The 21,396-nt window shown below is 58.4% G+C and carries 18 protein-coding genes; 11 read left to right on the top strand and 7 right to left on the bottom strand.

Annotation, left to right across the window (positions count from 1 at the left end):
* Nucleotides 1–47: 47 nt before the first annotated feature.
* Complete coding sequence (pcaR, locus tag CUN63_RS19955) at nt 48–890, bottom strand: pca regulon transcriptional regulator PcaR (protein WP_008147316.1); 843 nt, start codon at nt 888–890, stop codon at nt 48–50.
* Nucleotides 891–1,255: 365 nt separating this feature from the next.
* Here pcaR and CUN63_RS19950 point away from each other — a divergent pair, with 365 nt between their 5' ends.
* The 3 genes from CUN63_RS19950 to CUN63_RS19940 all read left to right on the top strand — a co-directional run bounded on the left by CUN63_RS19950 (nt 1,256) and on the right by CUN63_RS19940 (nt 3,620).
* Nucleotides 1,256–1,519 carry a hypothetical protein gene (locus CUN63_RS19950; RefSeq protein ID WP_129441810.1) on the top strand — a complete coding sequence of 88 codons (264 nt, stop codon included), beginning with the start codon at nt 1,256–1,258 and terminating at the stop codon, nt 1,517–1,519.
* A gap of 47 nt (nt 1,520–1,566) precedes the next feature.
* The gene (locus CUN63_RS19945) at nt 1,567–1,767 is read left to right on the top strand and encodes a hypothetical protein (RefSeq protein ID WP_007935837.1); all 201 of its coding nucleotides are present in this window, start codon (nt 1,567–1,569) and stop codon (nt 1,765–1,767) included.
* 377 nt (nt 1,768–2,144) lie between these two features.
* Complete coding sequence (locus CUN63_RS19940) at nt 2,145–3,620, top strand: inorganic phosphate transporter (RefSeq protein WP_129441808.1); 1,476 nt, start codon at nt 2,145–2,147, stop codon at nt 3,618–3,620.
* Between the two features lie 283 nt (nt 3,621–3,903).
* Here CUN63_RS19940 and ccoM read toward each other — a convergent pair whose 3' ends face one another.
* The 3 genes from ccoM to CUN63_RS19935 all read right to left on the bottom strand — a co-directional run bounded on the left by ccoM (nt 3,904) and on the right by CUN63_RS19935 (nt 4,765).
* Nucleotides 3,904–4,017 (bottom strand): cytochrome c oxidase subunit CcoM, encoded by a 114-nt coding sequence (ccoM, locus tag CUN63_RS32570; protein WP_010462558.1) that lies wholly within the window; start codon nt 4,015–4,017, stop codon nt 3,904–3,906.
* Nucleotides 4,018–4,161: 144 nt separating this feature from the next.
* Nucleotides 4,162–4,323, bottom strand: coding sequence for a hypothetical protein (locus CUN63_RS31705; protein ID WP_095128014.1), 162 nt, complete (start codon nt 4,321–4,323; stop codon nt 4,162–4,164).
* Between the two features lie 100 nt (nt 4,324–4,423).
* A complete protein-coding gene (locus tag CUN63_RS19935; RefSeq protein WP_095128015.1) occupies nt 4,424–4,765 on the bottom strand; it encodes an aspartate-semialdehyde dehydrogenase in 342 nt (113 codons plus the stop codon).
* A 252-nt stretch (nt 4,766–5,017) separates the two neighbouring features.
* Here CUN63_RS19935 and rapA point away from each other — a divergent pair, with 252 nt between their 5' ends.
* Nucleotides 5,018–7,864: an RNA polymerase-associated protein RapA gene (rapA, locus tag CUN63_RS19930; protein ID WP_129441806.1), complete on the top strand. Its 2,847-nt coding sequence runs from the start codon at nt 5,018–5,020 to the stop codon at nt 7,862–7,864.
* Nucleotides 7,865–8,043: 179 nt separating this feature from the next.
* Here rapA and CUN63_RS19925 read toward each other — a convergent pair whose 3' ends face one another.
* A complete protein-coding gene (locus CUN63_RS19925; protein WP_129441804.1) occupies nt 8,044–9,393 on the bottom strand; it encodes an MFS transporter in 1,350 nt (449 codons plus the stop codon).
* A gap of 288 nt (nt 9,394–9,681) precedes the next feature.
* Between CUN63_RS19925 and CUN63_RS19920 the strand changes: the two genes are divergently transcribed.
* The gene (locus CUN63_RS19920) at nt 9,682–11,964 is read left to right on the top strand and encodes a bifunctional diguanylate cyclase/phosphodiesterase (protein ID WP_129441803.1); all 2,283 of its coding nucleotides are present in this window, start codon (nt 9,682–9,684) and stop codon (nt 11,962–11,964) included.
* Here CUN63_RS19920 and CUN63_RS19915 read toward each other — a convergent pair.
* On the bottom strand, nt 11,855–12,751 hold the full coding sequence (locus tag CUN63_RS19915; protein WP_129441801.1) for an NAD(P)-dependent oxidoreductase: 897 nt from the start codon (nt 12,749–12,751) through the stop codon (nt 11,855–11,857). The genes CUN63_RS19920 and CUN63_RS19915 overlap by 110 nt on opposite strands.
* Nucleotides 12,752–12,948: 197 nt before the next feature.
* Between CUN63_RS19915 and CUN63_RS19910 the strand changes: the two genes are divergently transcribed.
* Entirely contained in the window at nt 12,949–15,150 is a 2,202-nt protein-coding gene (locus CUN63_RS19910) for a hypothetical protein (protein WP_129441800.1), read from the top strand.
* 335 nt (nt 15,151–15,485) lie between these two features.
* Here CUN63_RS19910 and CUN63_RS19905 read toward each other — a convergent pair whose 3' ends face one another.
* The gene (locus CUN63_RS19905) at nt 15,486–15,791 is read right to left on the bottom strand and encodes a DUF2288 domain-containing protein (protein ID WP_129441798.1); all 306 of its coding nucleotides are present in this window, start codon (nt 15,789–15,791) and stop codon (nt 15,486–15,488) included.
* A 338-nt stretch (nt 15,792–16,129) separates the two neighbouring features.
* Here CUN63_RS19905 and CUN63_RS19900 point away from each other — a divergent pair, with 338 nt between their 5' ends.
* The 5 genes from CUN63_RS19900 to CUN63_RS19880 all read left to right on the top strand — a co-directional run bounded on the left by CUN63_RS19900 (nt 16,130) and on the right by CUN63_RS19880 (nt 21,132).
* Nucleotides 16,130–17,257, top strand: a complete 1,128-nt coding sequence (locus CUN63_RS19900; RefSeq protein ID WP_129441796.1) for a branched-chain amino acid ABC transporter substrate-binding protein — start codon at nt 16,130–16,132, stop codon at nt 17,255–17,257.
* A 232-nt stretch (nt 17,258–17,489) separates the two neighbouring features.
* On the top strand, nt 17,490–18,413 hold the full coding sequence (gene livH / locus CUN63_RS19895; protein WP_046046220.1) for a high-affinity branched-chain amino acid ABC transporter permease LivH: 924 nt from the start codon (nt 17,490–17,492) through the stop codon (nt 18,411–18,413).
* Nucleotides 18,410–19,666, top strand: a complete 1,257-nt coding sequence (locus tag CUN63_RS19890) for a high-affinity branched-chain amino acid ABC transporter permease LivM (RefSeq protein ID WP_129441794.1) — start codon at nt 18,410–18,412, stop codon at nt 19,664–19,666. Before livH ends, CUN63_RS19890 begins: the two co-directional genes overlap by 4 nt.
* Nucleotides 19,663–20,430, top strand: a complete 768-nt coding sequence (gene livG / locus CUN63_RS19885) for a high-affinity branched-chain amino acid ABC transporter ATP-binding protein LivG (RefSeq protein ID WP_129441792.1) — start codon at nt 19,663–19,665, stop codon at nt 20,428–20,430. The genes CUN63_RS19890 and livG overlap by 4 nt, the downstream gene beginning before the upstream one ends.
* On the top strand, nt 20,431–21,132 hold the full coding sequence (locus tag CUN63_RS19880) for an ABC transporter ATP-binding protein (protein WP_008147292.1): 702 nt from the start codon (nt 20,431–20,433) through the stop codon (nt 21,130–21,132). It abuts the gene before it with no gap.
* Nucleotides 21,133–21,396 lie beyond the last annotated feature (264 nt).

The raw sequence follows: 21,396 nt of genomic DNA, 5'->3' as shown, positions 1-21,396 counted from the left end.
CGATAAACGCGAGTCTGTGCGTTTATCGAACAGCTTAGGCAAATGGCTTACGCAAAGAGTTGCGCGCTAAGGTCGCGGCTCGCGCTCAGAAGGCCAGGCAGGAAACGTTGTTCCAACTCGTTGCGGCTGACTCGGCCGGCGTGGGTACTGACGTTTAGCGCCGCGACCACTTGGCCGGAAGCGTCGTACACCGGAACGGCAATCGAGCGCAGACCCTGCTCCAGTTCCTGATCGACGATGCACCAGCCTTGCTGCCGCACCTCTTGCAGGCATTCGAGCAACGCCTCGGGGGTGTGCAAGGTTCGGCTGGTCTTGGCTTGCAGCTCTGCATGGTCGAGGTACTCGCGCAGTGACGTATCGTCCAGCGCCGCGAGAAGAATCCGCCCCATCGAGGTGCAATAGGCCGGCAGACGTCCACCCACCGACAGGTCGACGGAAATCAGTCGCTGGGTGGTGGCCGAACGAGCGATGTACAAGATGTCATCGCCTTCCAGAGTGGCCATGTTGCAGGCTTCATGAAGTTGCTCGCTCATGCGGTCCAGGTAGGGCTGAGCGGAAACCGCCAGCGGCGTCGAGGACACATAGGCATGGCCAAGCGTCAGTACTTTAGGCAGCAGCGAATACGTACGGCCGTCGGTGGTGGCGTAGCCGAGTTTGATCAGCGTGTGCAGGCAACGTCGCACAGCGGCGCGGGGAATTTCCGTGCGATGACTGATTTGGGCGATGGTGAGGTGACGCTTGCGCTCCTGAAAGGCTTGCACCACGGCCAGGCCACGGGCCAGGGAGGTCATGAAATCCGGGTCGCCGGTCAGTGCCTGGATCCGCTTGGCGGGCGAGGCAACGATCGGCGGCGCCACTGAAGCGAAGGAATTGCGCATTTGATCGTTCATATAAGGTCCTTTTCCACGCGGATCAGCGGCTATTACAAGCGGCAGCCGGTCCCTCACACAAGCCCGAGCAGCCAAGACTGTGCGATTATCGAACCATCGACCGGTAATCGCAATGGACTCCCACCAGGGGCAGCCGACTATTGAACGGGGGTGCACCTATTTTTATACTGACTCTGACGCAGATTAGAAGGACCGATGTAATTGTCCTAACTTGTTCGACTTAATGGCGTCAGAAAGGCATCACTGTAACGTCGTGCCGCCGAACGACCTAGTTAGCCGTATAAAGTTGCGAGTAACAAAACAATCACACATCAAGACCCACTTTTAACTCTTTGGCGATAGTGTTCTTCGAATCGACCGCTATAATGCAATTCAGTGGTGTCCGGTTTTTAATTGCCGATTCCGCCACCGGTAGCGCGATGTTCCATCGCCGTTACCCGCAGCAAGCGCCTGACACTATTTCATATGCTTGGCCAAGGCGTTCGCTGGAACAGGAACTGATGCTACGTCAGCTGTTTATCTCTGGTGCCGTGGCCGCCTGCAACATGGAAGTAATTGATCGCAATGCCGTAAAAAATGATGCCTTTGCGGGCCTTGTCCTTTCGGCGAGCGTGGTCAAATACATTTGATGCAGCGCGTTTCACCAGAATTTATCTCAACTCAATCAGGTAGCACTGTGACGAAAGACGAACTGCGCGCGGAACTTGAGCGCCAGGAACAACGTTACAAGGAAGTTTACGGCGGGGAAGTCACCACCTACGCCGCTCAGCCCGAACCGGAACGCAAACCCTGGCGTAAACGCGCCACTGTTCAGGATCAGGCTTTCACTCAAGAATTGCAGAAAATGGAAAAGGAACTCAAAGCCGAAGAGCCATAATCACCTCGGCCTGAATCCTTTCAAGGGTCTGCGTCTGCACCCGTTAAAAGCGGGATGTATCGATGATGCCTTTCGCGCCCGCTACCAGCGGGCAGCGGCCACCTCACCCACCGGATGAGGCAAATGGCTCATGGCTGGCCCTCTTTTCAGATATTTCACACAAGCGTTAAAACCTCTTGCTCCTACGAGAGGACGCCTTGTGGCTGCGGCCTTTTCAAAGAAATTCAATGACTTGCAAAACCCAGTAAAAACCTGGGGTTTGGGCTACTGCCACAAATTAATTCGTTGAAGAATGTTACCGATGAGCACCTAGTGCATCGATTAGCAGTCTTTTCTGGCATAATCGCGCCCCCTTACGACCGGGTCAGAAAACCTTCATGATCGATTTATTCAGCGGACTAGATGCTTGGGTGCTTGTGAGCCTCTTGCTCGCCCTGGCCTTTGTCCTCGCCTTCGAGTTCATCAACGGCTTTCATGACACCGCTAACGCGGTGGCCACTGTTATCTACACCAAAGCCATGCCGCCTCATCTGGCGGTGTTCTTTTCCGGTGTGTTCAACTTCCTCGGCGTGCTGCTGGGCGGTGTCGGCGTGGCGTATGCCATCGTCCACCTGCTGCCGGTAGAGCTGCTGATCAATGTGAACACCGGTCACGGGCTGGCCATGGTGTTCTCGTTGCTTGCCGCCGCCATCACCTGGAACCTGGGCACCTGGTACTTCGGTATCCCGGCCTCCAGTTCCCATACGCTGATCGGTTCGATCCTCGGTGTCGGCCTGGCCAACGCCCTGATCAACGACATTCCGTTGGCTGATGGCGTGAACTGGCAGAAGGCAATTGATATCGGTGCGTCCCTGGTGTTCTCGCCGATGGCGGGCTTCCTGGTCGCCGCACTGATACTGATCGGCCTTAAATGGTGGCGTCCACTGTCGAAGATGCACAAGACGCCGGAACAACGCCGCAAGATCGACGACAAGAAACACCCGCCGTTCTGGAACCGCCTGGTGCTGGTCATTTCAGCCATGGCCGTGAGCTTCGTGCACGGCTCCAACGATGGCCAGAAAGGTATCGGCCTGATCATGCTAGTGCTGATCGGCATCGTTCCGGCGCAGTTCGTACTCGACCTGGGCAGCACGACCTACCAGATCGAACGGACTCGCGACGCGACCCTGCACCTGAGCCAGTTCTACAAGCGCAATGCCGATACGTTGGGTGAATTCCTGGCCCTGGGCAAAAGCGTGGAGGGCGATCTGCCGGAGAAATTCCGTTGCAATCCGCAACAGACCGAACCGACCATCACCGCCCTGCTTGGCACCCTTAAAGGTGTAGCCGACTACCACTCGCTGCCGGCGGAAAGCCGCATCGAAGTGCGTCGTTATCTGCTCTGCCTGGACGACACGGCGAAGAAAGTCGGCAAGCTGCCTGGCCTCAACGCCCGTGAAAAGGCTGACCTGGACAAGCTGCGCAAAGACCTGACCACCACCACCGAATATGCCCCGTTCTGGGTGATTCTGGCAGTCGCTCTGGCTCTCGGCCTGGGCACCATGGTCGGCTGGAAACGCGTGGTTCTGACCATCGGCGAGAAGATCGGCAAGCAGGGCATGACTTACTCCCAAGGCATGTCGGCACAGATCACTACCGCAAGCCTGATCGGCATGGCCAACATCTTCAGCCTGCCGGTGTCCACCACCCACGTCCTGTCCTCGGGTGTGGCCGGCACCATGGTCGCCAACAAAAGCGGCCTGCAAGGCGGCACCGTTAGAACCATCCTGCTGGCCTGGGTCCTGACCCTGCCAGCCACAGTGGCCTTGTCGGCCGGCCTGTTCTGGCTGGCGTCGAAGGCACTGGGCAGCTGATACATAGCCGCACAAAAAAGGCGCGTTCCGTGAGGTTCGCGCCTTTTTTATGCCGCAATCTTCGCTACACCACCGATCAACTGTGGGAGCGGCGGTGCGGCGATCCGACTTGCTCGCGAAGAGGCCATAACATTCAACATCTATATTGGCTGCCAAGCCGCCTTCGCGAGCAAGCCCGCTCCCACAGTAGTTCTATGTACATCCGACAGATTTTCGCACGCAAAAAAAAAGGGCAACCGAAGTTGCCCAAAATGCCTTGCGTGCTCATTGCTTCCAGAAAGACCTACGGTTTGCGCTTATGCGAATCCTTCCAGATAAAAAATCCAAACCCTGCAAAAAACAGAACCATGAGGCCGACTGTCAGCACTCCGGCGATCACCACGTTGTCGAAAAACATGACTGGCCTCCTGCACTTGCCTTGTTGCGATGGGGCTAAGTTAACCAATCAGGCAGGAGAAGAAATTGACCGGGATCAATGTCGCCCGAGACTGGGCGTAAAGGAGGGGAAATAACTGACCTGCATCAACCGATGCAGGGTGTTTCAACGCTTTTTCGGTTTGTTCTTCGGCTTCTTCTTCGCTTTACCCAACGGCATGGCGTGCTCGAATGCCTGGCGCACTTCGTTCAGGCGCTTTTCATTAAGGTCATGAACCCGCTTGGCGCGTTCGGCGTTGAGGTCGATCAGCTTGTCGTCTTGGCTCATGGTGCTCAGTGCATCGCTTGGAATGAAATTCAGTTGCCGCATTTGCAGGCAAGGATGTGCCAATGATGCGGTCTGATGGCAGCGCTGACCAGCCGTGACCTCAAATCTGGATATCGACCCACAAACCCTGCCGTGGCTGATCTTCCATCAATGGCGCCACTGGTACGGTATTGTCGGCATTGAGCTCGTCACCGGGAATCGCCAGGTGCTCTTCGGGATCTTCATCCGCTTCGCGGCGGCGCCTTTGCTGTTCCTGCTTGCGGCGCTGTTCCTCGCGCAGCTGAAACGCCGCCTCTTCCGGATCGCGCTGTTGCAGGTCAATGGTGCTTTCGTTGGAGCTTTCCTGCACCGGCACCACGGGGGGAATATCTGGCCGCTGGCGAATCGGATCCTGCTGTGAGGTGATTGGCACGGCACTCAAGGGGAGCATCGGTGGAAGCATAATTATTAGTCTCCTGTCAGCAGTCTGTCGGCTGCGGGGATGCCGACTTGAGCCATCGGTCGCAAACTGTGACCCGTTTGGCACTTGTAGGAGCTACCGCAGGCTGCGATCTTTATCGGACAACATAGAATTCAAGCGTTCCCCAAGATCAAAAGATCGCAGCCTTCGGCAGCTTCTATGCCGTAAACCTTTTGGTCTGGAGGGCCGATTCCGTTAAGATAGCCCGCTTTTTCAAGGTGGGAGTCAGGCAGCATGGCGCAGCAGTATCAACCGGGGCAACGCTGGATCAGTGACAGCGAAGCCGAGCTGGGTTTAGGCACCGTTCTGGCACAGGACGGCCGCTTGTTGACCGTGCTCTACCCGGCCACTGGCGAGACTCGCCAGTACGCGCTACGGAATGCGCCCCTCACCCGCGTGCGGTTTTCGCCGGGTGACTCGATCACTCACTTCGAAGGCTGGAAACTGACCGTACAAGAAGTCGACGACGTCGACGGCCTGCTGGTTTACCACGGCCTCAACGGGCAAAACGAAGTGGTTACCCTGCCGGAAACCCAACTGTCGAACTTCATTCAGTTCCGTCTGGCCAGCGATCGTTTGTTCGCCGGGCAGATCGACCCGCTGGCCTGGTTCTCCCTGCGATACAACACCCTGGAACACACCAGCCGCCAGTTGCAGTCCGCGCTTTGGGGCCTCGGTGGCGTGCGTGCGCAACCGATAGCGCACCAGCTGCACATCGCCCGTGAAGTCGCCGACCGCATTGCGCCGCGGGTTTTGCTGGCAGACGAAGTGGGTCTGGGTAAAACCATCGAAGCCGGTCTGGTGATCCATCGCCAACTGCTCTCGGGCCGCGCCAACCGCGTGCTGATCCTGGTTCCGGAGAACCTGCAGCACCAGTGGCTGGTGGAGATGCGCCGCCGCTTCAACCTGCAAGTCGCACTGTTCGACGAAGAACGCTTCATCGAAAGCGATGCCGCCAACCCGTTCGAAGACACCCAGCTCGCGCTGGTTGCACTCGAGTGGCTGGTAGAAGACGAGAAGGCCCAGGACGCGCTGTTCGCCGCCGGTTGGGACATGATGGTCGTCGACGAAGCCCACCACCTGGTGTGGCACGAAGACAAGGCCAGCCCGGAATACTCGCTGGTTGAGCAACTGGCCGAAGTCATTCCCGGCGTCCTGCTGCTGACTGCGACCCCGGAACAACTGGGCCAGGACAGCCACTTTGCGCGTCTGCGCCTGCTTGACCCGAACCGTTTCCATGACCTGCACGCCTTCCGCGCCGAGAGCGAAAACTATCGCCCGGTGGCCGAAGCCGTCCAGGAGTTGCTGGACAAGGGGCGCCTGTCGCCTGAAGCGCACAAAACCATCCACGGGTTCCTCGGTAACGAAGGCGAAGCCTTGCTGACTGCGGTCAACGATGGCGACACCGAAGCCAGCGCCCGCCTGGTCCGCGAACTGCTCGACCGCCACGGCACCGGCCGCGTGCTGTTCCGCAACACCCGCGCCGCCGTGCAGGGTTTCCCGGAGCGCAAGCTGCATCCGTACCCGCTGCCATGCCCCGACGAATACCTCGAACTGCCGTTGGGCGATCACGCCGAGCTGTACCCGGAAGTCAGCTTCCAGGCCCAGCCGGACGCCAACGAAGAAGAACGCTGGTGGAAATTCGACCCGCGCGTCGAGTGGCTGATCGACACGCTGAAGATGCTCAAGCGCACCAAAGTGCTGGTGATCTGCGCCCACGCTGAAACCGCCATGGACCTGGAAGACGCCCTGCGCGTGCGTTCCGGCATTCCAGCCACGGTTTTCCACGAAGGCATGAACATCCTCGAGCGTGACCGCGCCGCCGCCTACTTCGCCGACGAAGAATTTGGCGCGCAAGTGCTGATCTGCTCGGAAATCGGCAGTGAAGGTCGTAACTTCCAGTTCTCGCACCACCTGGTGCTGTTCGATCTGCCCTCGCACCCGGACCTGCTCGAGCAGCGTATCGGTCGTCTGGACCGGATCGGCCAGAAGCACATCATCGAACTGCACGTGCCGTACCTGGAAACCAGCCCGCAAGAGCGTCTGTTCCAGTGGTATCACGAAGCGCTGAACGCGTTCCTCAACACCTGCCCAACCGGCAATGCCTTGCAGCATCAGTTCGGCCCGCGCCTGCTGCCGCTGCTGGAAAACGCCGATGACGGCGAGTGGCAAGCACTGATCGACGAGGCCCGCGCCGAGCGCGAGCGTCTGGAAGCCGAGCTGCACACCGGCCGCGACCGTTTGCTGGAACTCAACTCCGGCGGCGCTGGCGAAGGTGATGCGCTGGTCGAGGACATCCTCGAACAAGACGATCAATTCGCCCTGCCGATCTACATGGAAACCCTGTTCGACGCCTTCGGCATCGACAGCGAAGACCACTCTGAAAACGCGCTGATCCTCAAGCCGAGCGAAAAAATGCTCGACGCCAGCTTCCCGCTGGGCGACGACGAAGGCGTGACCATCACGTACGACCGCAACCAGGCGCTGTCTCGCGAAGACATGCAGTTCATCACCTGGGAACACCCGATGGTTCAGGGCGGCATGGATCTGGTCTTGTCCGGCTCCATGGGCAACACCGCCGTGGCGCTGATCAAGAACAAGGCGTTGAAACCTGGCACCGTGTTGCTGGAACTGCTTTACGTCAGTGAAGTGGTTGCCCCGCGCTCGCTGCAACTGGGCCGTTACCTGCCACCGGCCGCCCTGCGCTGCCTGCTCGATGCCAATGGCAACGACCTGTCGGCCCGTGTGTCGTTCGAAACTCTTAACGATCAGCTGGAAAGCGTGCCGCGTGCCAGCGCTAACAAGTTCATCCAGGCCCAGCGTGATCAACTGACGCCACGGATCAACGCCGGCGAAGAGAAGATCTTCCCGCGTCACGCCGAGCGCGTGGCTGAGGCGCAGCGTCGTCTGGCCGCCGACACCGACGAAGAACTGGCGCGCCTGACCGCGCTGCAAGCGGTCAACCCGACCGTGCGTGACAGCGAACTGGTTGCCTTGCGCAAACAACGCGAGCAAGGCCTGGCCATGCTCGACAAGGCTGCGCTGCGACTGGAAGCGATTCGGGTGTTGGTGGCGGGTTAATTCCCCTGCTCTACCCCGCTAAAACAAAAGGCCCGCAGCGATGCGGGCCTTTTTTTGTCTACTTGATTGTTGCTGTGCTGCTGATGGCCTCTTCGCGAGCAAGCCCGCTCCCACATTCGACCGCATTTCTCCTGAATGAACTCGGTCAACTGTGGGAGCGGGCTTGCTCGCGAAGGCTATCATGCAGTCACCGCAGCCCCCACAGGCTCAACCACCGCCACCAACCCTTCCTTCATCCGCTTGGCATCACGCACAAAACACCGTGAAGCCAGGAACAGAAACACCATGGTGAAAAATAGCGCCACCGGGATCAAATACATCGCGTCATGCAAGCCGACAGCCTTGAACGCCTCGGTCATCTGTTCAGCACCGGCCGAGAGCATCGCCGTATGCGCAAAGTGGTCGGACAATGCACCCACCACCACCGGCCCCAAACCGCCACCCAGCAAATACAATCCGGCAAAGAACAGCGCCATGGCCGTGGCCCGCAAGCGCGGCTCGACTACGTCCTGAATGGCGGTATAAACGCAGGTGTAGAAGTTGTAGGCAAACAACCAGCCCACACTGAACACCGCCACAAATACCCCGATCTCGATCCGCCCGGAATGCAGCGCCCAAGCGGTGCACAAGGTCGAGATGATCAAGCTGAACGCGGCAAACAGCAGTCGCCCATTGGCCACCCGCTGGTGAATCTTGTCAGCCACCCAACCGCCCAGTGTCAGGCCGAACAACCCGGTCACGCCGACGATCACCCCGGTCGCCACTGCCGCTTCCTGCAGCGGCATCAGGAAATAGCGCTGCAGCATCGGCACCAGAAACGAGTTGCAGGCATACGTGGCGAAGTTGAAGCACAGCCCCGCCATCACCAGCCACAGGAAAGTCGGCACCGCCAGCACCCGACGGATCGGCCGGTCTACGCGCTCCTGCGAGACTTGCACACTCTCTGCGGCGCCGCGTTTCGGTTCCTTGATAAAGAACATGAAGACCGCCAGGATCAGCCCCGGCACTGCCGCGATAAAGAACGGCGCGCGCCAGCTGTCGAACGCCTTGACCATCGCGCCGATGGTGAAGAACGCCAACAGCAACCCCAACGGCAGCCCCAGCATGAAGATACCCATCGCCCGCGCCCGACGGTGGGCCGGGAACAGGTCGCCGATCAGCGAGTTGGCGGCCGGTGCGTAACTGGCTTCACCGATGCCGATGCCCATGCGCACGATCAGGAAAGCCCAGAAACTCCCCACCAGTCCGTTGACCGCTGTCAGCCCGCTCCACGCCGCCAGGCCCCAGCCCATCAATTTACTGCGTGAACCGGTATCGGCCATCCGTCCGAGAGGCAGGCCGGCAATGGCATAAACGAGGGTGAATGCAGTACCGATGATCCCCAGCTGAAAGTCGCTGAGGTGCCATTCCATGCGTATCGGTTCGATGATGATGGCCGGAATGGTGCGATCGAAGAAGTTGAACAGGTTCGCCAGGAACAGCAGGAACAGAATGCGCCAGGCATTCGCCGCTTGGGTCGAGTTCTGCATGGGTCCGTCTCTTTTATTGTTATTGGGGCTTCACTGCCAACGCATCCGAGCCCGGAACCTGCAATCTAGTCAGGCCCGCCAGAGCTGTCTGTCATTATTTGTAAAGCTGATATCCGCCCATGGAGGATGTCGCAGCTGATACAACTTTTATTTCCAAACGCTCTAATGCTGATTCCAAAATGGTTAGGGCCGATGTGCCACTATCGTTTGCACTCTAAACATGCCTTCTATACTCCAAAGCATTCGCCAGCGTTCATGGCGCCAGCCAGGATGACAATGGGGCATGCTATGGAGTGGCTTGGTTTGCATTTCATTACCGAGCTGACGGCGAACGGCCAGGTAATACTCAACTGCACAAATGACCCTTTTCTGGTACTGCTGGCGTATTTGGTCGCCTGTGTCGGCAGCTTTGCCACATTGGACATGGCCGAACGGGTCGGTCACGTGGAAAAACCCGCCTCGCAGCGGCTCTGGCGCTGGGTAGGCGCCGGTTGCCTGGCGGGCGGGATCTGGGCCATGCACTTCATTGGCATGCTAGCGTTTCAGGCTCCGATCGACATTCAATATGAATTGCCCATCACCCTTCTTTCTCTGTTGATCGCCCTGCTCGCCTCGTGGCTGGCCATGCATGCTCTCAGTCATCCCCGCCTGAGTTTTTGGCAATATCTCCAGGCTTCGATCTGCATTGGCCTGGGCATTGCCACCATGCATTACGTGGGCATGACCGCCATGCGTTCGAGTGCGATGGCCTATTACCAACCAGCGCTATTCGCCCTCTCCATTGTGATCGCCATCGGTGCCAGCCTTGCAGCCCTGCTGATATCAAGTCATCTGCGCGACGGCACCGGTCTGTTCCACCAACTGCTCAAATACAGCGCCAGTCTGGTGCTCGGGGCGGGCATCATCAGCATGCACTTCACCGGCATGGCCGCCTTCCATCTGGTGCTGCCCGCCGACAGCCTCCAGCCGCTGCCCGGCGTAAACAATCATCTGCAACTGGGTCTGACGGTGGCGATCATGACGCTGCTGATCATCGGCAGCAGCATCAGCGCAGCACTGGCCGACAAGAAGCTGCAAAACAAGGAGTGCGACTTGCAGCGGGTCAACGCCCTGCTCAGTCAACTGGACCAGGCGAGGATGTCATTACAACAGGTGGCGCACTACGACCCCCTGACCAACCTGATCAACCGCCGTGGCTTCAACCAGATTTTTGCCGAGAAACTAATCGAGAAAACCAACGAAGGCGGCATGCTGGCGGTGCTGTTCCTGGACATCGACCATTTCAAGCGAATCAACGACAGCCTCGGCCATGATGCCGGCGACGAATTGCTCAAAGTCCTGGCCAACCACATAAAGTGTTCGGTGCGCAGCCACGACGATGTGGTTGCGCGCTTCGGAGGCGACGAGTTTTGCATCCTCATCGGCCTGCATGATCGTGAGGAAGCGCGGCACATGGCCCAGCGCATCATGGCGAAAATGAAGGAGTCCATCGAGCTGTCCGGGCGGCGCATGGTCATGACCACCAGTATCGGCATCAGCTTGTTTCCGCAAGATGGCAAGACCTGTGAAGAGTTGCTGAAAAACGCTGACCTGGCGCTGTATCAGTCCAAGGACAGCGGACGCAATGGCCTGAATTTCTTCAGCGAAGACCTGAAAACCCGCGCAACGCTGGAACTGCAACTCGAAGAAGAACTGCGCCACGCCCTGCGCGAAAACACCGGGCTGATGCTCTATTACCAACCGATCTACGACCTGAAAACCGGCCAAGTCAGCAAGCTTGAAGCGCTGATCCGCTGGCAACATCCGGTTCACGGACTGCTGGCACCGGACCGGTTCATTGCCATCGCCGAGGCCAACGGCCTGATCGCCGAACTGGACCACTGGGTCCTGCGCAAAGCCTGTGAGGATCTGGGCGAGTTGTCGCGTCAGGGTTGCGAAGAACTCCACATCGCCGTGAACTGCTCGCCCCTGAACCTGGCGCGCGAAGAATTGGCCGATGAAATCGAACAGGCACTGCGGCGCGCCGGAGTGGCGCCGCAGCGGCTGGAACTGGAAGTGACCGAGAACGCCTTGATGGGCAACATCGCCAACACGGCGGTGTTGCTGCGCCAGATTCGCGCCCTCGGCGTTTCGCTGTCGATTGACGACTTCGGCACCGGTTATTCCTCTCTGGCCTACCTCAAGCGCCTACCACTCAATACGCTGAAGATCGACCGCTCGTTCATTCAGGACATTCCCAAGGCCACCCAGGACATGGAAATCGTTCAAGCGATCATCGTCATGGCCCACACGCTGCATTTGCAGGTGGTGACCGAAGGCGTCGAAACCCTTGAACAATACGAGTTTCTGGAGCGTAACGGCTGCGACTTCGTGCAGGGCTACTTGCTCAGTCGTCCGGTACCGCTCGCGCAATTGCGTCCCGTGCTGAGCGAAATCAACCAGCGCAAGCACTCGCACACTGTCAGCCCTTTGAGTCTGGCTCGCGGTACAACTGCACTAGCGTCGACGGATCTTTTTCCAGGAATCCCTGGCTCCCATGCAGGCGCATCAATTGTGCGGCCAGTCCACTGATCGGCGTGGCCGAGCCTTGCTCACGGGAAAACTTCACCGCGGTATCGAGGTCCTTGAGCAACGTGCGCACATGCCATTTCACCGGTTCGAAACGGCTGTCGGCCATTTGCGGACCCAGGATCTGCAACGGCTTTGAATCGGCGAAACCACCGGCCAGCGCCTCGGCGATCAGACGGGCGTCGACCCCGGAACGCTCGGCCAACGCCACCACTTCGGCGATCACCAGCGCGTTGCAGGCGACGATCATCTGATTACAAGCCTTGGTCACCTGCCCCGCTCCGACGGCGCCCATGTGGGTCACGCGCTGGCCGAGGCTCAACAGCACAGGCCTGACGCGCTCAAGATCCGCCGTTTCACCGCCCACCATGATCGCCAGGCTGCCGGCCTCGGCACCGACCACTCCGCCGGACACGGGTGCATCCAGCCAGCTCATGCCGGTTTGGCTGACCAGCGCTGTCGCCATTTCCCGCGTCGCGGTAGGTTCCAGGCTGGAAAAATCCACCAGCAGTTGACCGCTTTTCCCACCCTCCGCAACCCCGGCCGGGCCAAACACCACCTCGCGAACCACCGAGGTGTCCGCCAGGCACAGCATCACCACGTCAGCGTGCTGACACAGCTCAGCCGGCGTGGCGACCTGTCGTGCACCGGCCTCGACCAGCGGCGCGCACTTGGCTGGATTGCGGTTCCACACCGTCAGCGGATAACCCGCTGCCAGCAGTCGACGGCACATCGGCAAGCCCATCAGGCCGACCCCGGCAAACCCGAGTGAAGGTAACGCTGCCATCATTTGGCCTCCTTTTGATTAAAGATCATCGAATATTGGCCGATTCATCATGACTTAGGAAAGGATTCCCCCGAGCGATGCTCAGGCCAAGGCCCTGACGCTTGGGCCAAATACGCGCTGAAAAAAGACGCAAGATCCCATCCGTGATGGTTCGACGACATCGTGTCGCTCAACCAACCAGCCCAGGTACATGGCGCACAATGACTTCTAAAAACAATCCGGCCACTGCGATATCCGATCTGACGTTGAGCCCCGCGGCGAACAGCCCCGCACCGTCGAAGCCATTGACGCCATCGCGCCCGCTGGCAACTCAGCAATACCTGTACTTCACCGAAACCAATACCGACCGCATCCTCGATAACCTCGACGGCCTGCGCGACATGGTGTTCCCGCGCCCACCGCATCTGGACGGTGACAGCGAACAGCACAGCGATCAGGAATTCCCGTCGGTGTGCCTGATCGGCCTGGGCCGCTGCGGCTCGAACATCGCGCTGGACGTCGCCGAGCTGGTGTACAACGCCCGCAAGTTCTACCTCAACGAATTCAACAACGAAGATCGCCTGTCGCCGGACAAGCGCTTCGCCGAAAAGGGCTACAGCCCGGCACAGTGGATTCGCAACAACCTGCGTCTGGGGCCGAACAAGGCCACCAAACCGGTGTTCCTGGTAGAACCGCTGGTCATGCTCGGCGACCTGGACAAAGACATCGCCGGCCGCATCCGTTTCTCGCGCAAAGGCGAAAAAAGCGGTTTCCTGCGCGACTACAGCAAAATGAAAATCATGGACTTGTCGGAAGTCCACGCCGGTGGCGCCGGTAACGCGCCGATCCTCGGTCAGTACCTGGCCAAGATCATCCTGAACAAGGACACCCAGCGTTTCTCCAGCCCTGACTGGAAGATGATTCACTCGTACCTGATCGACAGCTGCGGGATCAAGGCCAACCAGTCGCGCCTGTATTTCTCGATCTTCAGTGCCGGCGGCGGTACCGGTTCGGGCATGGCCTCGGAATTCGGCCTGGCCCAGCAGCACTCGTACATGAACAAGACGTTCGACACCAAGCCGATGGACGAGCACGACGGCAAGAGCGGTCATTCCTTCGTCTTCGAGCCGATCTTCACCAGCGGCATCTGCGTGTTGCCGAACATTTCCGATCACCGCAGCGAAATGTCCGAGGCGCTGCACATCAACGCCGGTCGCCTGCTGTGCAAATACCTGTCGGAAGAGTGGGACTTCTCTTACAACTTCGCCAACGAAGACAGCAGCGAAGCCAGTGTCATGGGCCGTATCCGCCCATGGAACGCCATGATGCTGATCTCCAACGACATCATGCGTTACGCCGAAGAAAGCGATGACGGCAACATCCAGAACATCGACGTCAATGCGATGGAAAAGCACGCTAACCAATACATCTCACAGCAGATCTTCAACATTCTGACGGCGCAAGCGGTCACCACCGACTACGACCAGAACTATTTCCGTCGCGCCGGCATCGACATTGGTGAAACCATTCGCCTCGACGCCAACGACCTGTTCATGAGCCTGGCAGGCCCCGTAGCGATTGCCTACGCCGAGTCCGTGGTGCCGGAAACCCCGCCGCCGAGCAGCGACAAATTCAAGGTGTTCGAGAAAGAGCCGCAGCGCCTGAACATCGACGATCTGTTCTTCCGCTCCATCGACTTGCCGCACTTCAACAAAGTGACCCAGGCGATCGAAGGCATCAGCCTGTTGCCGATCGAATCCAAGCGCTATCGCGCCTCGCTGGAGCAGTACAAGAATTCGGGGTATGACGCAGCCGCCTTGCACGACCTGCACTTCTTCAAGAACTGCTCGTCGGTGGTCTCGATTGTTTCGTTGCCGAAGGACTACAAGCTGTCCTACATGGACCTGAACCGGTTGAAGACCCACCTCAACAGCCTGTTCCCGAACACCACGCTCAAGCGTTATGCGCTGGTCATCGGCGCCTCGGCCAACCTGTCGTTGACCACCCTGATCGCCAAGAGCCCGTGCCTGTCGGACGATTTCCTGACGCTGATCGTGGCCTTCATCAAGCGTTGCTTCGCGAAAAACCCGTACCGCTTCGACGAGACTCTGGATAACTCGATCCTGGACTTCATCATTAAGGAAGAGTTCGACGAAGACCGGATCGACGAGCTGCTGAATGAGTTCGAGAACCCGGCGAAGATCCTCGACACCAACTGGTACGCAATCAAACCGATGTACGAGAAGAAGTACCGCGAGTTGATCAATGACAAAGACAAGTTCGTCTCGATCAATGACATTCGCCTGTCCCGGGATTGCGTGAAGAAGGCGATCAAGTACTTGCGCGAGATTTATCGTCACCGGATTGGCAAGACCAAGGTTATTTCGCTGAATAACCATACTGGCAAGACGTTCTCGGTCTGACACAAAACCGCGTCGCGGCCATTCGCGAGCAAGCCGAATCGTCGCACCGCCGCTCCCACATTTTGACCGTATTTTTTCAGAAGGAATGCGATCAAATGTGGGAGCGGCGGTGCGACGATTCGGCTTGCTCGCGAAAGCGGTCTCACATCCGACACCAATCCCAACATTCAGAAACAATTAAGCAGCCATCAGGCTGCTCGATAAACTGTTCCCGTTACGTTTACGTCACCGTGATGCTGGCCCGCCTGTGGCCTTTCTCTACGGCAACATGCCATCACGCTACTCGGCTACACACTTTTGCCCGACAAAGCCACGCACCAATAGAGTGCAAGCATTCAGCTCGTCGCCCTTTCCTGGATCAGAATCCACGGCGATACGACCACTGCCCACAGCTCCGGATCACGTTCAAAAAGATCCAGCGCCCGCGTTTCAGACAGCTTGGCGACCTTGTCGGCGGCCAGCCAGGCAGCCACTTTCTCGCCTTCGTCGGTCGCCACTGCCTGCGCTGCAGCAATCAAATCCAGACCGGGGTCGACCCACAATAGGGCACCCTTGGCGAAGAACGGCTCCAGCTCCTTCCAGGTAATAGATGCGGTTTCACCAAGCAGCTTGGCATAGAGGGTGCTAGGTTCTTGAGTCATGGGTCCTGTCCGGAAAAGAAATCGACGTCATCATAACGTTGGTGGTCTGGCAGAAAAACCCGGATGCAATTGAGTTACCGATTGAAAACAGCAGGAAAGCCAAGGATTGCTGATATTTCAGCTATAACCCCCGCCGCCATTCTGTCTTTTTCTTTCAAAAAAGCGACACCCTCAGGTTTTGCCCCCTGGCGCCAGCTTCCCAGGCTAACAATTGGCGCTCTACACTGTACCGGTACAGTTGCCGGGGGCATTTTCCGGAGGATATCGAAGATATCTGACCCGGTTCTGCTGCTACGGCGCCAGGACTATAAAAACTACAACAGTAAGAGTGGAGCACTATGACTAAGGCTACTAAGCAGATTTCCAAACTGTTTGCCGCTATGGTTCTGGCCGGGGTTGCCAGCCATTCGTTCGCAGCTGACACCATCAAGATCGGCATCGCCGGCCCTAAAACCGGCCCTGTAGCCCAATACGGCGACATGCAGTTCAGTGGCGCCAAAATGGCCATCGAACAGATCAACGCCAAAGGCGGCGTAGACGGCAAGAAACTCGAAGCCGTTGAATACGATGACGCCTGTGATCCAAAACAAGCGGTAGCGGTCGCGAACAAAGTCGTCAACGACGGCGTCAAGTTCGTGGTCGGTCACCTGTGCTCCAGCTCCACCCAACCGGCTTCGGACATCTACGAAGACGAAGGCGTGATCATGATCACCCCGGCGGCCACCAGCCCGGACATCACTTCCCGTGGTTACAAAATGATCTTCCGTACTATCGGTCTGGACAGCGCCCAGGGCCCTGCCGCCGGTAACTACATTGCCGACTTCGTAAAACCGAAGATCGTTGCTGTTCTGCACGACAAACAGCAATACGGTGAAGGCATCGCCACCGCCGTGAAGAAAACCCTGGAAGGCAAAAACGTCAAGGTTGCCGTGTTCGAAGGCATCAACGCCGGCGACAAAGACTTCTCTTCGATGATCTCCAAGCTCAAGCAAGCCAACGTCGACTTCGTCTACTACGGCGGCTACCACCCGGAGCTGGGTCTGATCCTGCGTCAAGCACAGGAAAAAGGCCTGAAAGCCAAGTTCATGGGTCCGGAAGGCGTGGGTAACGACTCCATTTCGCAGATTGCCAAAGACGCTTCCGAAGGTCTGCTGGTAACCCTGCCGAAATCCTTCGACCAGGATCCGGCCAACATCGCCCTGGCTGATGCGTTCAAAGCCAAGAAAGAAGATCCGAGCGGTCCATTCGTGTTCCCGGCCTACTCGGCTGTGACCGTGATTGCCGACGGTATCAAGGCTGCCAAGAGCGAAGACGCTGCCAAAGTGGCTGAAGCTATCCACGCCGGCACGTTCAAAACCCCGACTGGCGACCTGAGCTTCGACGCCAAGGGCGACCTGAAAGACTTCAAATTTGTGGTTTACGAGTGGCACTTCGGCAAACCTAAAACTGAAGCCAAGCCTCAGTAAGGCGTTGCCTGACTGACTGCCAATAAAGCCCACGGCGTGCCGTGGGCTTTGTTTTACGAACGTATTGGGCCGCGCTGGCGTGATCCGCCAGTCTCCCCACCTGAAAATCTCAAAACCGTCATCAGCGGTTCGCTGGCAAACCTCGCGTTCGAAGTGGATGCAGATCCACGGGGCTCGAGCGGGAAAATGACTCCACCAGTGAAATGCGTATCAGGTTTTTAGGAGCGCTGTAATGCCTGACATCTATCACTTTTTCCAACAGCTGGTTAATGGTCTGACCATTGGCAGCACGTATGCCCTGATCGCCATCGGCTATACGATGGTTTACGGCATCATTGGAATGATCAACTTCGCCCACGGCGAGGTGTACATGATTGGTTCCTACGTGGCGTTCATCGCCATTGCGGGCCTGTCCATGATGGGACTCGACAGTGTTCCGCTGTTGATGACCGCCGCTTTTCTCGCGACCATCGTCGTGACCAGTGCCTACGGCTACAGCATCGAACGGATCGCCTACCGCCCTTTGCGCGGCAGCAACCGTCTGATCCCGCTGATTTCCGCCATCGGCATGTCGATCTTCCTGCAGAACACGGTTCTGCTGGCGCAAGACTCCAAGGACAAATCCATCCCCAACCTGATCCCCGGTAACTTCTCCATCGGGCCAGGTGGCGCACAAGAAGTGCTGATTTCCTACATGCAAATCGTGGTGTTCGTGGTGACCTTTGTCGCCATGCTCGGCCTGACGCTGTTCATCTCCCGCTCTCGCCTGGGTCGCGCCTGCCGCGCCTGTGCCGAAGACATCAAGATGGCCAACCTCTTGGGTATCAACACCAACAACATCATCGCCCTGACCTTCGTCATCGGTGCCGCACTGGCAGCCATCGCGGCTGTGTTGCTGAGCATGCAATACGGCGTGATCAACCCGAACGCCGGTTTCCTGGTCGGCCTCAAGGCCTTCACCGCAGCGGTACTGGGCGGCATCGGCAGCATCCCCGGAGCCATGCTCGGCGGGATCGTGCTTGGGGTGGCGGAAGCCTTTGGTGCCGATATCTTCGGCGACCAGTACAAGGACGTCGTGGCGTTCGGCTTATTGGTTCTGGTGTTGTTGTTCCGGCCAACCGGCCTGTTGGGCCGTCCGGAGGTTGAAAAAGTATGACTAGGAATCTTAAACAGGCGTTGTTCAGCGCCTTGCTGGTGTGGGCTGTTGCCTACCCGGTACTCGGTCTGAAACTGACCATTGTCGGCATCAACCTCGAAGTCCATGGCACCAGCACTGCAACGCTGATCACCATCGCCGTATGCTCGGTGTTGATGTTCCTGCGGGTGCTGTTCGACCACCAGATCAGCGCAGCCTGGAAATCCTCGCCGAACATGCCGGTGATGCCGGCCAAGGCCAGTACTTTCTTGACCCTGCCGACCACTCAGCGCTGGATCATCATCGCGTTGATCATCGGTGCGCTGGTCTGGCCGTTCTTCGGCTCCCGCGGTGCGGTGGATATTGCCACCCTGGTGCTGATCTACGTGATGCTCGGCCTGGGCCTGAACATCGTGGTCGGTCTGGCCGGTCTGCTCGACCTCGGTTACGTCGGCTTCTATGCCGTCGGCGCCTACAGCTATGCGCTGCTGTCGCACTACTACGGTCTGAGCTTCTGGATCTGCCTGCCAATCGCCGGGATGATGGCGGCCACCTTCGGCTTCCTGCTCGGCTTCCCGGTCCTGCGTCTGCGCGGTGACTATCTGGCGATCGTGACGCTGGGCTTCGGTGAAATCATCCGTCTGTTCCTGCGTAACCTGACCGGCCTCACGGGTGGTCCGAACGGCATCAGCAACATCGAGAAACCGACGTTCTTCGGCCTGACCTTCGAACGTAAAGCCGCTGAAGGCCTGCAGACGTTCCACGAGTACTTCGGCCTGGAATACAACTCGATCAACAAGGTGATCTTCCTTTACCTCGTTGCGCTGTTGCTGGCGCTGTTTGCCCTGTTCGTCATCAATCGCTTGCTGCGCATGCCGCTGGGCCGTGCCTGGGAAGCGCTGCGTGAAGACGAAATCGCCTGCCGTGCGTTGGGTCTCAATCCTACGGTCATCAAGCTCTCGGCCTTCACCCTCGGTGCGTGCTTCGCCGGTTTCGCCGGCAGCTTCTTCGCCGCGCGTCAGGGCCTGGTGACACCGGAGTCGTTCACCTTCATCGAGTCGGCGACCATCCTCGCCATCGTGGTGCTGGGTGGCATGGGCTCGCAACTGGGCGTCGTACTCGCCGCCACGGTGATGATCCTGTTGCCGGAGATGATGCGTGAATTCAGTGAATACCGCATGTTGATGTTCGGCGCCTTGATGGTGCTGATGATGATCTGGCGTCCTCAAGGTCTGCTGCCTATGCAACGCCCCCACATGGAGCTGCGCAAATGAGCCGCGAGATCCTTAAAGTCGAAAATCTGAGCATGCGCTTCGGCGGCTTGCTGGCGGTCAACGGCGTAGCCCTGAGCGTGAAGGAAAAACAGGTCGTGGCACTGATCGGCCCCAACGGCGCCGGCAAGACCACCGTGTTCAACTGCCTGACCGGTTTCTACCAGCCAAGTGGCGGCAGCATCCTGCTGGACGGCGAGCCGATCCAGGGCCTGCCCGGCCACAAAATCGCCCTCAAAGGCGTGGTGCGCACCTTTCAGAACGTGCGGTTGTTCAAGGACATGACGGCGGTCGAGAACCTCTTGATCGCCCAGCACCGTCACCTGAACACCAACTTCCTGGCCGGTCTGTTCAAGACCCCGGCGTTCCGCAAGAGCGAGCGCGAGGCCATGGAATTCGCCGAGTTCTGGCTGGACAAGGTCAACCTCAAGGCCTTCGCCAACCGTCCGGCCGGCACCCTGGCCTACGGTCAGCAACGTCGTCTGGAAATCGCTCGCTGCATGATGACCCGCCCGCGGATCCTCATGCTCGACGAACCGGCCGCCGGCCTGAACCCGAAGGAAACCGAAGACCTCAAGGCGCTGATCAGCATGTTGCGTGAAGAGCACAACGTCACCGTGCTGCTGATCGAACACGACATGAAACTGGTCATGAGCATTTCCGACCACATCGTCGTGATCAACCAGGGCACGCCTCTGGCCAACGGCACGCCGGAACAGATCCGCGATAATCCCGAAGTGATCAAAGCCTACCTGGGGGAAGCGTAAATGCTGCAATTCGAAAACGTTTCCACCTTCTACGGCAAGATCCAGGCCCTGCACAGCGTCAACGTCGAAGTCCGCCAGGGCGAGATCGTGACCCTGATCGGCGCCAACGGTGCCGGCAAGTCGACCCTGCTGATGACGCTCTGCGGTTCGCCGCAAGCCCACAGCGGCAGCATCCGCTACATGGGTGAGGAATTGGTCGGTCAGAGCTCCTCGCAGATCATGCGCAAAAGCATCGCAGTCGTGCCGGAAGGCCGTCGGGTGTTTGCCCGTCTGACCGTGGAAGAAAACCTCGCCATGGGCGGGTTCTTCACCGACAAGGGCGATTATCAGGAACAGATGGACAAGGTTCTCGGACTTTTCCCACGCCTGAAAGAGCGCTTTGCCCAACGCGGCGGCACCATGTCCGGCGGCGAACAGCAAATGCTCGCCATCGGCCGTGCGCTGATGAGCAAACCCAAACTGCTGCTGCTCGACGAGCCATCGTTGGGCCTGGCACCGATCATCATCCAGCAGATCTTCGACATCATCGAACAGCTGCGCAAAGATGGCGTGACGGTGTTTTTGGTGGAGCAGAACGCCAACCAGGCGCTGAAAATTGCTGACCGTGCGTACGTTCTGGAGAACGGCCGGGTGGTGATGACAGGCACCGGTGAAGCGCTGCTGACCGACCCGAAAGTGCGTGAAGCGTACTTGGGTGGTTGAGTCTTTGCGGTAAACAAAAAACGGCCTTCGGGCCGTTTTTTTATGTCTGTCACACACCTCATAACAATGAAGATCTCCCCGTAGGAGCTGCCGAAGGCTGCGATCTTTTGATCTTGATCTTCGGTGGTTCTGGTGAAAATCAAGATCAAAAGATCGCAGCCTTCGGCAGCTCCTACCAGGTTTTTTTAGTGTTTGGGAGAGCGTGTTTAATCAGTGTCCGTGTTACTTCCTGCAAGCTACAACGCCTTGCGTCGTTGCCTACAG

Source organism: Pseudomonas sp. ACM7 (assembly GCF_004136015.1).
GTDB lineage: Bacteria > Pseudomonadota > Gammaproteobacteria > Pseudomonadales > Pseudomonadaceae > Aquipseudomonas > Aquipseudomonas frigoris.
The sequence above is the reverse complement of the archived record's forward strand: the minus strand, read 5'-3'. Positions and strand labels throughout refer to the sequence as shown.

Coding starts and splice junctions, on each gene's coding strand:
- pcaR (WP_008147316.1), bottom strand. CDS start 890: ATGAACGATCAAATGCGCAATTCCTTCGCTTCAGTGGCGCCGCCGATC.
- CUN63_RS19950 (WP_129441810.1), top strand. CDS start 1,256: ATGCAATTCAGTGGTGTCCGGTTTTTAATTGCCGATTCCGCCACCGGT.
- CUN63_RS19940 (WP_129441808.1), top strand. CDS start 2,145: ATGATCGATTTATTCAGCGGACTAGATGCTTGGGTGCTTGTGAGCCTC.
- ccoM (WP_010462558.1), bottom strand. CDS start 4,017: ATGTTTTTCGACAACGTGGTGATCGCCGGAGTGCTGACAGTCGGCCTC.
- CUN63_RS31705 (WP_095128014.1), bottom strand. CDS start 4,323: ATGAGCCAAGACGACAAGCTGATCGACCTCAACGCCGAACGCGCCAAG.
- CUN63_RS19935 (WP_095128015.1), bottom strand. CDS start 4,765: ATGCTTCCACCGATGCTCCCCTTGAGTGCCGTGCCAATCACCTCACAG.
- rapA (WP_129441806.1), top strand. CDS start 5,018: ATGGCGCAGCAGTATCAACCGGGGCAACGCTGGATCAGTGACAGCGAA.
- CUN63_RS19925 (WP_129441804.1), bottom strand. CDS start 9,393: ATGCAGAACTCGACCCAAGCGGCGAATGCCTGGCGCATTCTGTTCCTG.
- CUN63_RS19920 (WP_129441803.1), top strand. CDS start 9,682: ATGGAGTGGCTTGGTTTGCATTTCATTACCGAGCTGACGGCGAACGGC.
- CUN63_RS19915 (WP_129441801.1), bottom strand. CDS start 12,751: ATGATGGCAGCGTTACCTTCACTCGGGTTTGCCGGGGTCGGCCTGATG.
- CUN63_RS19910 (WP_129441800.1), top strand. CDS start 12,949: ATGACTTCTAAAAACAATCCGGCCACTGCGATATCCGATCTGACGTTG.
- CUN63_RS19905 (WP_129441798.1), bottom strand. CDS start 15,791: ATGACTCAAGAACCTAGCACCCTCTATGCCAAGCTGCTTGGTGAAACC.
- CUN63_RS19900 (WP_129441796.1), top strand. CDS start 16,130: ATGACTAAGGCTACTAAGCAGATTTCCAAACTGTTTGCCGCTATGGTT.
- livH (WP_046046220.1), top strand. CDS start 17,490: ATGCCTGACATCTATCACTTTTTCCAACAGCTGGTTAATGGTCTGACC.
- CUN63_RS19890 (WP_129441794.1), top strand. CDS start 18,410: ATGACTAGGAATCTTAAACAGGCGTTGTTCAGCGCCTTGCTGGTGTGG.
- livG (WP_129441792.1), top strand. CDS start 19,663: ATGAGCCGCGAGATCCTTAAAGTCGAAAATCTGAGCATGCGCTTCGGC.
- CUN63_RS19880 (WP_008147292.1), top strand. CDS start 20,431: ATGCTGCAATTCGAAAACGTTTCCACCTTCTACGGCAAGATCCAGGCC.